Annotated in this window: 7 protein-coding genes; 5 read left to right on the forward strand and 2 right to left on the reverse strand. The window is 64.0% G+C overall.

The window, feature by feature from the left end; translation table 11 throughout:
- Positions 1 to 9 precede the first annotated feature (9 nt).
- From PFLCHA0_RS05645 to PFLCHA0_RS05665, 5 genes are all read left to right on the forward strand, one after another.
- Positions 10 to 705 carry a PspA/IM30 family protein gene (locus tag PFLCHA0_RS05645; protein WP_015634287.1) on the forward strand — a complete coding sequence of 232 codons (696 nt, stop codon included), beginning with the start codon at positions 10 to 12 and terminating at the stop codon, positions 703 to 705.
- 66 nt (positions 706 to 771) lie between these two features.
- Complete coding sequence (locus tag PFLCHA0_RS05650) at positions 772 to 1,413, forward strand: OB-fold-containig protein (RefSeq protein ID WP_011059461.1); 642 nt, start codon at positions 772 to 774, stop codon at positions 1,411 to 1,413.
- 37 nt (positions 1,414 to 1,450) lie between these two features.
- Positions 1,451 to 3,526 carry a flotillin family protein gene (locus PFLCHA0_RS05655; protein ID WP_015634288.1) on the forward strand — a complete coding sequence of 692 codons (2,076 nt, stop codon included), beginning with the start codon at positions 1,451 to 1,453 and terminating at the stop codon, positions 3,524 to 3,526.
- Positions 3,527 to 3,702: 176 nt separating this feature from the next.
- Positions 3,703 to 8,850, forward strand: a complete 5,148-nt coding sequence (locus PFLCHA0_RS05660; protein WP_015634289.1) for a DNA repair ATPase — start codon at positions 3,703 to 3,705, stop codon at positions 8,848 to 8,850.
- 36 nt (positions 8,851 to 8,886) lie between these two features.
- Complete coding sequence (locus tag PFLCHA0_RS05665; protein WP_015634290.1) at positions 8,887 to 9,576, forward strand: phospholipase D-like domain-containing protein; 690 nt, start codon at positions 8,887 to 8,889, stop codon at positions 9,574 to 9,576.
- Between the two features lie 29 nt (positions 9,577 to 9,605).
- Here the strand turns inward: PFLCHA0_RS05665 and PFLCHA0_RS05670 are convergent, their stop codons facing one another.
- Complete coding sequence (locus PFLCHA0_RS05670) at positions 9,606 to 11,324, reverse strand: tetratricopeptide repeat protein (RefSeq protein ID WP_015634291.1); 1,719 nt, start codon at positions 11,322 to 11,324, stop codon at positions 9,606 to 9,608.
- A gap of 70 nt (positions 11,325 to 11,394) precedes the next feature.
- Positions 11,395 to 13,131 (reverse strand): hypothetical protein, encoded by a 1,737-nt coding sequence (locus PFLCHA0_RS05675; protein WP_015634292.1) that lies wholly within the window; start codon positions 13,129 to 13,131, stop codon positions 11,395 to 11,397.
- Positions 13,132 to 13,299: the final 168 nt, after the last annotated feature.

A 13,299-nucleotide genomic window follows, 5' to 3' on the forward strand; every position in this document is an offset into this window, starting at 1 on the left:
GGAATGCACATGAACGTATGGAGCAAGCTGCTCACCGCGCTGCGCGGTGGTGCCAATGAGGCGGGCGAGGCCCTGGTGGACAGCCAGGCACTGAGGATTCTCGATCAGGAGATCCGCGACGCCGATCAGGAACTGCGCAAGTCCAAGGAAGCCCTGGCCGAGATCATGGCCCGGCAGAAACTCGCCGCCGAGCGCGCCAACGGCAGCGCGGCCAAGATCGCCGAGTATGAAAGCTACGCCCTCAAGGCCCTGGAAGCGGGCAACGAAGCCCTTGCCCAGGAAGTGGCGCAAAAGATCGCCAACCTGGAAAATGACCTGGCCGTGGAGCGTGAGCAGGCCGATGGTTTTGCCGCCAGCGTCGCGCAGTTGCGCAAGGCCGTGACCCAGGCCGAGGGCAATATCAAGCATTTGAAACAACAGGTGGATACCGTCAAGGCCACCGAAAGCGTGCAGAAGGCCCAGCAGGCCGTGGCCCAGCGCTACGGCGGCTCCCAGAGCAAGCTGCACACCGCCGTGGAGTCCCTGGAGCGGATCAAGCAGAAGCAGGCCGAGCGCGCGGCAAAGATGGACGCCGCGGCCGAGCTGGCCAGTACCAGCAGCCCGGACGATGCCCTGGATGCCAAGTTGCGTGAAGCCGGGATCGTTGCCGGCAGCACCAGCGCCGACAGCGTGCTGGCGCGCCTCAAGGACCGTAGCAAGTCCTGATTCACCGTTGTGTTGTAGGGGCGGGGCCGCCTGGCCTTGCCCGGCTTTTTCAGGGATAGGAAAGCAATGGAAATCTTCCTGCAGACAGTGTTGTCGTTCCCCACAGTGCTGTTCAGCTTCATGCTCTGCCTGGCCGTGATCTACTGGGCCGTGGTGGCCATGGGCATGCTTGAAGTCGACCTGCTGGACTTTGAGGCCGACTCGCTGCTCGACAGTGCCCACGCCGGCGAAGGCCTGGCCGGGCTGCTGATCAAGTTCAAACTCAACGGGGTGCCGGTCACCCTGGTGCTGACCCTGCTGATGTTCTTCAGCTGGTTCCTGACCTATTTCGCCGAACTCTACGTGCTCAGCCACCTGCCCCTGGGTTGGCTGCGCTATCCCCTGGGCCTGTTGCTGGCGGTGCTCGCACTGTTCCTGGCAGCGCCCATCAGCGCGACGATCTGTCGTCCGCTGCGCCCGCTGTTTCTCAAGATGGAGGCCACCAGCAGCAAGTCGGTGCTGGGGCAGACGGCTGTGGTACGCAGCGGCAGAGTCACCCTGGAACATGGCGAAGCCGTGCTCGAGGACGGCGGCGCGGGCCTGATCCTGCGTGTGCGTGCCGATGAGGCACGAGCTTTCAAACGCGGCGATCGCGTCGTGTTACTGGAGTATCTGGAGGCGCAACACGCCTATCGGGTCATTACAGAGGACGAGTTTCGCGGCCTCTGAGCCCGGGCTCCCTCAAGAATCAAAGGAGATTGATTGCATGAATTTACCGTCGCTGCTGCCCATCCTGCTCGGGATCGGCCTCGTCGTCCTGGTGGTCTTCGGCCTGTTGGCCTTGTTCAAGGCCTTCTATATCAAGGTTCCCCAAGGCACGGCGTTGATTGTCAACGACATGTCCTCGACCCCCAAGGTGCATTTCACCGGTGCCCTGGTGTACCCGGTGATCCACCTCAAGGAGTTCATGCGCATCTCGCTGATCACCCTGGAAGTCGACCGTCGGGCCAAGGACGGGCTGATCTGCCGCGACAACATGCGCGCCGACATCACCGTGGCCTTCTACCTGCGGGTCAATGAAACCCAGGAAGACGTGCTCAAGGTGGCCAAGGCCATCGGTGTCGACCGTGCCTCCGACCGCGCCGCGGTCAACGAACTGTTCAACGCCAAGTTCTCCGAAGCGCTGAAGACCGTGGGCAAGCAGTTCGATTTCGTCCAGCTGTTCGAGAACCGCCAGGACTTCCGCGACCGCATCATCGAGATCATCGGCAACGACCTCAACGGCTATGTGCTGGAAGACGTGGCCATCGACTACCTGGAGCAGACCGCCAAGCACTCCCTGGACCCGAGCAACATTCTCGACGCCGAGGGTATCCGCAAGATCACCGAGCTGACCGCGGCGCAGAACGTCATCACCAACGAACTGGAGCGTAACCAGGAACTGGCGATCCAGAAGAAGAACGTCGAGACCCGCGAAGCCTCGCTGTCCCTCGAACGCCAGCAGGCCGATGCCGAAGCCCGGCAGAAGCGCGAGATCGAAACCATCCGTGCCCGCGAGGAAGCCGAGACCGCCAAGGTCAAGGAAGAAGAGCGCCTGAAGGCCGAACAGGCACGCATTCAGTCCCAGCAGGAAATCGACGTGCGCACCGAGAACCATCAGCGCGAAGTCGAAGTGGCCCAGCAGAACCGCCAGCGTGCGGTGGTCATCGAAGTCGAGAAAGTCACCCGCGCCAAGGACCTGGAAGTGGTGGCCCGCGAGCGTGAAGTGGAACTGCAACGCATCGAGAAAGAAAAGGCTCTGGAAGAGCAGCGCAAGAACATCGCCACAGTGATCCGTGAGCGGGTAGCGGTGGAGAAGACCGTGGCCCAGGAGGAAGAGCGGATCAAGGAAGTGCGCGAAGTCTCCGAAGCCGAGCGCGCCAAGCAAGTGGTGGTGATCCAGGCCCAGGCCGAAGCCGAGCAGGACCTGGTGCGCCAGGTGAAGCAGGCCGAAGCCGACGAGACCCGTTCCAAGCACAAGGCCGTGGAAATCAACAACCTGGCTCAGGCCGAACTGGAAGCCGCGGCCAAACAGGCCGAAGCCAAGAAACGCCTGGCCGAAGGCCTGGAAGCCGAGCGCGCCGCGCCTGGCCTGGCCGATGCCCGCGTGCTGGAAATCACCGCAGCGGCCCAGGAAAAAGAAGGCCTGGCCCAGGCTCGCGTACGCACCGAGCAGCTGATTGCCGAAGCCCGTGGCGAGCAGGAAAAAGGCCTGGCCGACGCCCGCATCATGGAAGCCCAGGCGGCTGCCAAAGAGAAGGACGGCCTCGCTGAAGCCAAGGTCATGGAAGAGAAGCTCGGTGCCCAGGCCCGTGGCGAAGAACAGTTGGGCGCGGCCAAGGCCAAGGCCACCAAGGACCTGGGTTCGGCTGAAGCCGAAGTGCTGCTGCAGCGTCTGAACGCCGAAGCCGAAGGCCTGGGCAAGAAGTTCGGTGCCCTGGACTCCCTCAGCGACAGCGCACGTCAGCACGAAGAGTTCCGCATGCAATTGGAGAAGAACTTCGAGGAAGCGATGGCCGCCATCGCCGCCAACAAGGAAATCGCCAAGGACCAGGCCGAAGTGCTGTCCGCCGCCCTCAGCAAGGCCAAGATCGAGATCGTTGGTGGCGAAGGCGACTTCTTCAACTCCTTCGCCAAGTCGCTGTCGGTGGGCAAGGCCATCGAGGGCGTGGTGGGCAAGAGCCCGGTGGTCCAGGACGTCCTGGCACGCCTGCTCAATGGCAAGGGCGCTCCGGCCGTAGCCGCTGAGCTGGCCGCCGCTGCCGTTACGCGCAAGGCCGACGCTCCGTCTGCCGAAGCCTGAAATGCCTGACCACAGCTGATTCACCAGCCCTCACCTGATCCTGTAGCCACCGTTTTTATCCACGGCTGCAGGGCAGGTGTCAGGCGGCGGGTTTCAGCTGGCTGGTTTCAGGTGCAGGGCTCCAGGTTTGAGGAGCCCGCTTTTTTGCACACCGCCGTAGATCCAGGAAGGCCACGATGTCGGACGCTCAAGTCGCAACTCCCCCACAGGACGTATTGGATAAGGCCGTCGCCGAAGGCGGCGCCTATGAGGTGCTGCAAAAGCGCCTGCTGGACCAGGGCCAGCGCCTGCGGGCCACCACTGACGACCTCAACCAGAGGCGTCTCGACGAGTTCGGCAACAGCCGCATGGAAGTGGTCGGGCGGGTGCGCATCCGTACCGAGAACAACTGCATCGCCCGGGACATCGTCCAGGTCGGCGACTGCCTGTTGTTTGGCTACAACGTCTTTATCGGCCTGAAGAAGGAAACCAGCGTCGCCGACGTGTTTTCCCTCTACCGCCTGGTGGAAGAGGGCGAAGGCTACGAAGCCGAGCCCGTGCCCCTGGAAGGCAGTTTTTTGGCGGCCCAGGGCTTCCTCAACGATTTCAACGAGCTCTACACCTATTACAAGAACACCCGCCTGCTGCAACTGGCGATCCGTGACGGCAAGTTGCTGGCGAGTTTCCAGATCGGCGAGCGCGTCACCGATGTGCGGGTGTTCCGTTGGTCGATCTCGGTGGACGGACGGGACGTCCGTTACATCGACAATCGCGGCGAGCGAGATATCGCCCTGCCGGCGCCCTTCGACTTCGAATGGAAGAAGGCCACCCGCGAGATGGTGGTCGAAGGCCGCTTCCCGCACCTGAACATCCTCGACACGGTGTTCGTCGAAACCATCGGCGGCGACCTGACCATCAAGGTCGAGAACAACACCGAGTCGGGTCTGGGCATCTACCGTGAAGAGGTGCTGGACAAGACCCAGTCCCTGGACGACTCGCAGATCGAATTCGCCCGCCTGGGCAGCCTGATCCTGCTCAAGGTTCTGCCGTACCGCGAAGAGCAGTGGCGCTATCTGGTGTTCAACAGCCTGACTCGCCAGGTGGAGCGCATCGACGCCATCGGCCTGGCCTGCGTGCAGCTGCCGGAAGACCACGGGATCATCTTCCCCGGCGGCTATTACCTGCAGAGCGGCGAGTACAAGACCTTCGAACAGTCCATGGAAGGCATGCGCTTCAAGCGCTCGGTGCGCTCGCCCAACGGTGAAGATGTGCAGTACATCTTCTACCACCCGGAGCAGGGCCGCTCGGTGCTGCTGACCTACAACATGATCAACCGCCAGTTGCAGAACCCGCTGTTCGGCCACGGTTACGCGCGCCTGGAAGACGGGCGCATGGTGATCTTCGCCGCCGAGGGCGACGAGCCGACCCGGGTCCATCCGATGCAGGTCTGGCAGACACCGTTCTTCACCGAGGAGTACGCCGCGCGGCAGCCGACCCGCAGCGGTTTTCTCGGACGCATCGGCAATGCCGAACTGGTGCGCAGCGTGTCCGATCTCTACGATCTGTGCCGCGAGATCGATACCCCGGCGGTGTCGGTGCAGCGCTATTCGCTGCTGTGCCAGAACACCCGTCGGCTGTTCGATGTGTACCACTGGCTGGGCAGCGACGAGCTGGACGGCCTGGCCCCGCTGCTGCGGGAAGTGGCGTCCACGTCGGAGCTGGTGCTGGACGAATACGAGAAGGTCGAAAGCATCCGCCGCCAGTCGGACCAGGCCATGGTGGCCGCGGAGGCCAAGCAGAAAGCCCTGCTGGACAGCCTGCTGGTGGACAGCTGGGACCAGGTGCAGAGCTTCGTCGATGCGCTGAACGGCATCACCACCCAGCGCGGCCTGCTGCTGACCATTCGCGACTACCGCTACATCGACGTGGCGCGCATCGACGCCATGGAAGCCGAGCTGCTCAAGGCCCAGGAACGCACTGCCGCCGGCACCGCGACCTTCCTTGCCAGCGAGCAGGCCCTGCAACCCTTCGTCACCCAGCTCGAAACCCTGGACGCCCAGGCGCAGAAAGCCGAAACCGTGGCCCAGCTCAGCGAGCCCCTGGGCGCCCTGCAAGCCATGGCCGGGGACCTGGACATGCTGTCGAGCCTGATGGCTTCGTTGCAGATCGACGACGCCACCCAGCGCACCCGGATCATCGAATCCATCTCGCAGATCTACGCCCGCCTGAACCAGGCCAAGGCCCGCGCCGAACAACGGCGCAAGGCCCTGGGTTCGACCGAGACCGTGGCCCAGTTCGGCGCCCAGTTCAAACTCTTCAGCCAGGGCATCACCAACGCCCTGGCCCAGGCCCAGGACCCCGAGCGTTGCGATGAGCAACTGTCGCGCTTGCTGGTACAGCTTGAGGAGCTGGAGAGTCGCTTTGGCGATCACGAACAGTTCCTCGGCGACATCCTCGGCAAGCGCGAGGAGTTGCTGGAAACCTTCGAGGCCCACAAGCAATCGCTGCTCGACGAGCGCCAGCGCAAGGCCCAGGGCCTGCTGGATGCCGCGCGGCGGATTCTCGACAGCCTCGGTCGGCGCACCGCCAAGTTCACCCAGGCCGAAGAGCTCAATGCGTTCTTCGCCGCCGACCCGCTGATCCTCAAGCTGCGGGAGCTGGCCGAGCGCTTGCGCGAGCTCAAGGACAGCGTCAAGGCCGACGATGTCGAGTCGCGCCTCAAGGGCGCCCGGGACCAGGCCGTGCGTGCCCTGCGCGACAAGACCGAGCTGTTCGAAGAGGGCGGCAACGTCATCAAGCTGGGGCCGCGCCACCGCTTCAGCGTCAACACCCAGGAGCTGGACCTGACCCTGATGCCCCGGGGCGATGAGCTGCACCTGCACCTCACCGGCACGGATTTCCTCGAACCCCTGCGCGACCCCGAGCTGGAGGCCCTGCGGGACTTCTGGCAGGTAGCCCTGGAGTCGGAATCGGCCCAGTTGTACCGCGCCGAATACCTCGCCGGGCAAGTGCTGGACGCCGCCGATCGGGGCGAGGAAGGCCTGAGCCTGGAAAGCCTGAAACCCTTGCTGGCGCACCCTGAAGAACTGGCGCGGGTGATCCGCGACTTTGCCGCGCCGCGCTACAAGGAAGGCTACGAGAAGGGCATCCACGACCACGACGCCGCAGCGATCCTCCTGCAACTGCTGCCCCTGCGCGACAGCGCCGGCCTGCTGCGTTTCGGCGCGGCTGCCCGTGCCTTTGCCACCCTCTTCTGGGATCGCCAGCAGGAACAGCCGCAACCTCGGCAATGGGTGGAACGTGCCCGTACCAGCCGGCATATCCAGCAACTGTTCGGGCGTCGTGAAGGCTTGCTGCAATTGCAGGAGGAAATCCTCGTGGCGCTGGGTGGCTGGCATCAGCAGCACGCCTTCACCTTGGCCGCGGAGCTGTTGCCGGAGGCTGCCGAGTACCTGGTTCAGGAACTGGCCGCAGAACGCATCGAATTCACCTTCAGCAAATACGCCAAGCAGCTGCAGGAAGCCCTGACCCTGCGTCTGCAGGGCGCGCGGATGTGGGACGACTACCAGCAGGCCTTGGCGCGGCTGGTGGAACGGCCTGCTGCACAGTGGGCATTGACCGAGAACTGGCTCTCGGCCCTGTGCGCCGAGGGCGAGTTCGCCGAGTGGGCCGACTACGTGCCCGAGGCGGTGGCCCTGTCGCTGCTGCGGGAAGACTTTGCCAAGCGCATCACCGAAGTCGATCTGCGGTTCAAGGTCGACAACCTGATGGGTGAGCACCCGCGCATCCAGGAGCGCAGCCTGTCACTCACCGTGGACGGCTTCTTCGCTCGCCTGCGGGCTCACCGCGAACAATTCCTGCCTGGCCTGCAGCGTTACCAGAGCCTGCGCCAGGGCATCATCAGTCGTGAACGCTCGGCCCTGCGCCTGAGCGAATTCAAGCCGCGGCCGCTGAGCTCCTTCGTGCGCAACAAGTTGATCAACGATGTGTACCTGGGCTTTATCGGCGACAACCTGGCCAAGCAGATGGGCACCGTGGGCGAGAACAAGCGCACCGACCTGATGGGCCTGTTGATGCTGATTTCGCCACCGGGCTACGGCAAGACCACCCTGATGGAGTACGTGGCGCACCGCCTGGGCCTGATCTTCATGAAGATCAACGGCCCGGCCCTGGGGCACCAGGTCCGTTCCCTGGACCCGGCCCAGGCGCCGGACGCCACTTCGCGCCAGGAACTGGAGAAGCTCAACCTGGCCCTGGAGATGGGCAACAACGTGATGCTCTATGTCGACGACATCCAGCACACCCACCCGGAATTCCTGCAGAAGTTCATCTCGCTGTGCGACGGCACCCGGCGCATCGAAGGCGTGTGGAAAGGCCGCACCAAGACCTACGACATGCGCGGCAAGAAGTTCTGCGTGGTGATGTCGGGCAACCCGTACACCGAGTCCGGCGAAGTGTTCAAGATCCCCGACATGCTGGCCAACCGGGCCGACATCTATAACCTCGGCGACACCCTGGGGGGCATGCAGGACGCCTTCGCCCTGAGCTACATCGAGAACGGCCTGACCTCCAACCCGGTGCTGGCGCCACTGGCCACCCGCGACATGGCGGACGTCTACCGCTTCGTCGCCAAGGCCGAGGGCAAGGCCTTCTCCAGCAACGAGCTGAGCCACAGCTACAGCGGTGCCGAGATCAACGAGATCACCACCACCCTGCAACGCCTGATGCAGGTGCGCGACGTGGTGCTGCGGGTCAACCAGCAGTACATCGCCAGCGCCGCCCAGGCCGACCAGTACCGCAGCGAGCCGCCGTTCAAGCTGCAGGGCAGCTACCGCAACATGAACAAGATGGCCGAGAAGATCTCGGCGGTGATGAACGACGCCGAGCTCCTGCAACTCTTGGCCGACCACTACCAGGGCGAATCCCAGCTGCTGACCACCGGCGCCGAAGAGAACCTGCTCAAGCTCGCCGAACTGCGGGGCAACCAGACCCCGGAGCAGAGCGAGCGCTGGACCCAGATCAAGCGCGACTTCGTGCGCAACCGTTCCATGGGCGGCAGCGACAGCGATGTCGGTACCCGCGTCGTGGCCCAGCTCAACGATCTGGTGGAAGGCGTGCGCGGCCTGGCCCGGCCCGCGCCGCAGCAAGGCATGCGTGAAGTGCTGGAGAACCTCTCCGAGCACCTGGAGCAGAGTTTCCTGCCGCTGCTCAAGGTCATGCACAAGAAGATCGATGTCGACCTGCACAGCCACCAGCGCATTGGCGACATTGCCACGCGCCTCGACGAACTGAGCCAGATGCTCAGTAACGGCGAGGTTCCGACCCTCAAGGACTCCCAACCGTAGGAGCCGGCTTGCCGGCGAACAGCCAAGGATCACGACATGGATTTTGCCCACCTGGACCAGCAACTGCGCGACAGCGTGCTGGACCTGAAACTGAGCAACGAAGAGCGGGACGAGCTGCGCCAGCTGGGCAGCGAACTGGGCCAGGACCAGGTGCGCTACATGCGTAACCGTGCCTTTGACCTGGTACGCGAGCTGGCGCTGGCGGACAGCGTCAATGTGCTGCCGGCGTTGAAGTGGCTGGAACAAGTGATCAAGACCCTGGACGCCAACAGCGCCCCGGTGCGGGACATGGCCAGCGCCCACTTCAGCCCCGGCGAAGACTGCCGGCGCAAGATCCGCGACCTGTGCCGCCAGGCCCGAGTCTCGGTGGATATCTGCGTGTTCACCATTTCCGACGATCAACTGAGCGACGAAATTCGCGCCTGCCACCAGCGCGGCGTGGCCGTACGGGTGATCAGCGACAGTGAAAAGCAGTTCGATGTCGGCAGCGATATCGCCGCGCTGCGCGAGGCCGGGGTGCCGGTGCGGATCGACGACACGCCGTTCCACATGCACCACAAGTTCGCCGTGTTCGATGGCCGGACCCTGCTCAACGGCAGCTTCAACTGGACCCGCAGCGCCACCACCGGCAATGAGGAAAACCTGCTGGTGATCGACCACCCGCAACTGGTGGCCAGTTACCTCAAGGAGTTCAACGAACTCTGGAGCCGCTACGCGCCGCGTTAAGGCGTGCAGCGGCGGGCCTTGACGCGGCCTCAGGCGGCGTTCGGCTGGCCCCAGGCGCTCTCGGCGGCCAGGTGGTCGATCAACTTCTGGCACAGCCCTTGGGCTTTTTCCGGGGCGCTCTGGCGCAGGGTTTCCAGGGCCAGGTGCAACTGTTGCACCGGGTTTTCGCCGATAAACAGGTTGCTCGGTTCCAGCCCGGCAATCGCCTCGTCGAAGCGTTGCTCGTGGATGTGCTTGAGCACCATGGCCTGGCTCAACTGGTGGGTGTAGGCCGCCTGCTGCTCCAGGCGAGCTTTCAGTTCGACAGCCTTTTCCTGGTCGTCGATGTAGACGTAGCTCAGCGCCAGCTGTTCCAGGAAGAAGTTTTTTTCCGCTGGATCCAGAGGCGCATTCTGACTGTCGTCGAGGGCTTGCACGGCCTGGTCCAGCAGTTCACCGGCTTGCCGGGTCTGCTCCAGGTCGTGCAGCAGCTTGGCCTGCAAGGCCAGTTTCATCGGTCGATCGGCGTATTCGAGCTGGGTGTTGAGGCGCGCCATTTCCTCCAGATTGTTGCGGATCAGCCAGCTGTCGCGGCGCAGGCGCGGTAGGTCGGCCTGCACCCGCAGTTGGGTTTCCAGGATCAGCAGGCGCAACCACGGCCATTGCTCATCGCCACGCAAGGTCTCCAGTGCCAGCAAGGCTTGCTCCAGCAGATGGGCGCACCATTGCGAGTGTTCCTCGACGTAGGTCCCCCACAGACAGACCAGGCACCAGATACGCTGCGAGGGCGAAACGGCGCAGGCCTGCAAGGCCGCCTCGGCCTCGGCCATTTCATTGCGCCCGACATGCCAGTTCAACAGGCTCAGCAGTAGATCGCTGGCGTAACTTTCCGGTATCTGGGCGATCAGCCGTGGAGCCAGATCCGGGCGGTTGGCGTCCAGTATCAGCTTGAGCAGCGGCGGGTAGCCGAAGTAGTCCTCGGGCTCGGGGGCCTGCGCCAGCAGTTCGAACCCGGCCTCGAATTCCCCGGTTTCCATGAGCAGGGTCACGACGATGATCCGAGCCGATCCGGGTAATTGCGCAGCCATGGCCGGGAACTGCGCATCTTGCCCCTGGGCACGGTACTCGCGCAGGGTCTGCTCTATCTCGTGTGGGTCCAGTTCGTTGACCGGCTGTTTGAGCAGCAGTTGCCAGGCCAGGCCGATGCTGATGGCAGCCTCGTCGGCCAGGCCCAAGCTGCGTTGCAGGGCAGCCAACTGCCGGTGCTCGCCGGGGGAGTCCGGGCTCAGCTGGTTGACGCCGAAGGTCACCAGCAAGGCGCGGGCCTGCTCGTGTTCACCCTTGGCCAGCAGCAGCGGGATGCGCAGCAAGGGCGCTGACGGCAGGGGTTGATGCAGGCGCTCCAGCAAGCCCAGCACAGCCTGCGGGCCGTCGTTGTCGAGCAGGGTTTCGAGCAACTGGTTCAGTGCCATGGGCTGGTAGGTTTCATCCAGCTCGGCCAGTACTTCCAGGGCCTGTTCCGGGTGCCCCTGCCGGTACAGCGCTGCGGGCATCTGGAACAGCCCCAGTTGCCGGGCTTTGCCCGTCAGGCGTTGGGCCAGTTGCAGGCCCACTTGCGGTTCGATGGCGCTCAGGTGCGCCGCGCGATTGATCTGCGCCGCCTCGTCCAGGGTGATGCCCAGGTCATTGCCGGCGCTGCGCTTGTTGGCATAGACCACCAGCAGCGTTATCACGCCGGTAATCAGCAGCAGGATGACAAGTACTTCCATGATGAATCTTCCTCGGGTGCGGCTGTTGGCCGGTGACGCGCCCCGCCAAGGGCGCGCAACCGGGGGGACGTCAGTTGGTCTGGGAACTGAGCCAGATCTGGCCGTTGGCGATGCGCGCCATCAGTTGCTGTTTCAGCTCGCCGGCACGTTCGGGGGCACGCTGCTGCAGGTCTTCCAGGGCCTGGTACAGCAGCGACAGGGGCTTCTTGTCACTGAGCAGGATGCCCAGGTTCAGGCCCTCGATGGCCTGGGCGTAACGCTGATGCTGGATATGGTTGAGCAGCAGTTCCTCTTCCAGGATGCGACTGCCCGAATCCTCGGCGTTGAGCCGGTCCTGCAGGGCCTGGGCCTGTTGTACATCGTCGATGCTCAGGTAGGCGCTGGCGATGTCCTCCAGGTAGAAGCGGGCGTCCATCTCATCCACATCCGGCAGCGGCTCGCCATCCAGTAGCTGCACCGCCTGCTCCAGCAGGGACCTGGCCTGGGCGGTCTGGTCCAGGGCGTGCAGCAGCTTGGCTTGGTCGCACAGATGCAGCAATTGCTCGTCACCGGGCATCTGCTGGCGCAGGCGGTGCATTTCCTCGATGCTGCTGCGCACCAGCCAGCTGTCCCGGCGATGAGCTGGCAGGTGGCTTTGCATCAGTAGCTGGGTTTGCAGGGCCTGCATGCGCAAGCTGTTGTAGAACTCATGTTCATTCCTGTAGCCGTCGATCAGTTGCAGGGCCTGGGCCAGCAGGGCTGTGGTCCATTGCGGCTGCGCCTGGTGCAACTCATCGCAGAGGTTGAGCATCAGCCCCGGACGCTGCGACTCGTGGCTGGCTCGCGCCTGCAGCAGGGCCTCGACTTCGGCGGTCTGGCCCTGGGCCGCCAGATGGTTGAGCAGTTGCAGCAGCAGGCTGTGCTGGTGCATCTCGGGGGTCAGGTCCAGCAGGCGCAGGGCGGTTTCGGTTGGCTGGCGTTTCAGGGCCGAGTCCATCAGGTCGCTGTAGGTCGAGGAGTAGAGGGTGCCGTTGTCGGCCAGCAAGCTGAAGGCCGGCTCCACCTGGCCGGCATCGAACAGCGCGATCAGCGCCTGCACCTGTTCCTCGGCCGGCAGTTCGGCCGAGTGGGCCAGAATCCGCTCGGCATGCCCTTGGGTGGCGAAGGCGTCGAACAGGCTGCGCAGCACAGTGTGATAGCGCTCCTGCCCGGGTTGCTGGAAGCTCGCCCAGGCCTGTTCGAGGCTGATCAGCGCGGCGTCTTGCATGCCCGCCTGAAATTGCAGGCGCGACAGCATCAGCAGATTGCCGATGCTCTGGCGTTCATGGGCCGCAGGGTTTTTCGGGTCGCCGAGCTCGCCGATCAGGGCCAGGGCGCGCGCCTGTTCACCGCGGGCCTGGAGGATTGGCACCTGCAACAGCGGCCAGCTGGGCAGGGATTCGCCCCAGTGCTCCAGGAGCTCCAGGCAGGCCTGGGTATCCTGGCTGTCGAGCAGCGTTTCAATCAGGGTATTGAGCACGTATTCCCGAGCGTGAGGCGGCAGTTGCTGGTAGATCGCCGTGGCCTGGGCCTTGTGCCCAGCTACATAGAGCTCGCTGGCCACCAGTTGCAAGGCCAACTGCTGCGCTTCGCCCTCCGGCAGTTGCAGCGCCAGTTCTAGGGCCAGCTGCGGCTCGGCCTTGCTCATCAGCAGGGTCTGATTGATCTGGGCGGTGAGGTTGCCGGTCTGTTCCAGGTACTGCTGCTGGTCGGCGGATTTCTGGCGCAAGTACAGGATCAGTGCGATGAACAGCAGCACGATGACGAGCAGGGTGACAAAGAGGGTCATGGACGTCCTTTTCTATTGCACAGCGGCTCTGGCGCGGTGCGCGTCAGCCGGTTTGCGCGGGGTTATAAAGCCATGGCTACAGGCTGGCAACCGACTTTACCCAGCCAATGCGTTTCAGCGGATGTCATCCAGGGCGGGGGTGGCCCGGTCAGCGGTCGGGCAGGGCGG

The sequence above is a fragment of the Pseudomonas protegens CHA0 genome (genome assembly GCF_000397205.1).
Taxonomy (GTDB): Bacteria; Pseudomonadota; Gammaproteobacteria; order Pseudomonadales; family Pseudomonadaceae; genus Aquipseudomonas; species Aquipseudomonas protegens.

Excerpts from the sequence above, each read along its gene's own strand:
- PFLCHA0_RS05645 (WP_015634287.1), top strand. The coding sequence starts at position 10 with ATGAACGTATGGAGCAAGCTGCTCACCGCGCTGCGCGGTGGTGCCAAT.
- PFLCHA0_RS05650 (WP_011059461.1), top strand. The coding sequence starts at position 772 with ATGGAAATCTTCCTGCAGACAGTGTTGTCGTTCCCCACAGTGCTGTTC.
- PFLCHA0_RS05655 (WP_015634288.1), top strand. The coding sequence starts at position 1,451 with ATGAATTTACCGTCGCTGCTGCCCATCCTGCTCGGGATCGGCCTCGTC.
- PFLCHA0_RS05660 (WP_015634289.1), top strand. The coding sequence starts at position 3,703 with ATGTCGGACGCTCAAGTCGCAACTCCCCCACAGGACGTATTGGATAAG.
- PFLCHA0_RS05665 (WP_015634290.1), top strand. The coding sequence starts at position 8,887 with ATGGATTTTGCCCACCTGGACCAGCAACTGCGCGACAGCGTGCTGGAC.
- PFLCHA0_RS05670 (WP_015634291.1), bottom strand. The coding sequence starts at position 11,324 with ATGGAAGTACTTGTCATCCTGCTGCTGATTACCGGCGTGATAACGCTG.
- PFLCHA0_RS05675 (WP_015634292.1), bottom strand. The coding sequence starts at position 13,131 with ATGACCCTCTTTGTCACCCTGCTCGTCATCGTGCTGCTGTTCATCGCA.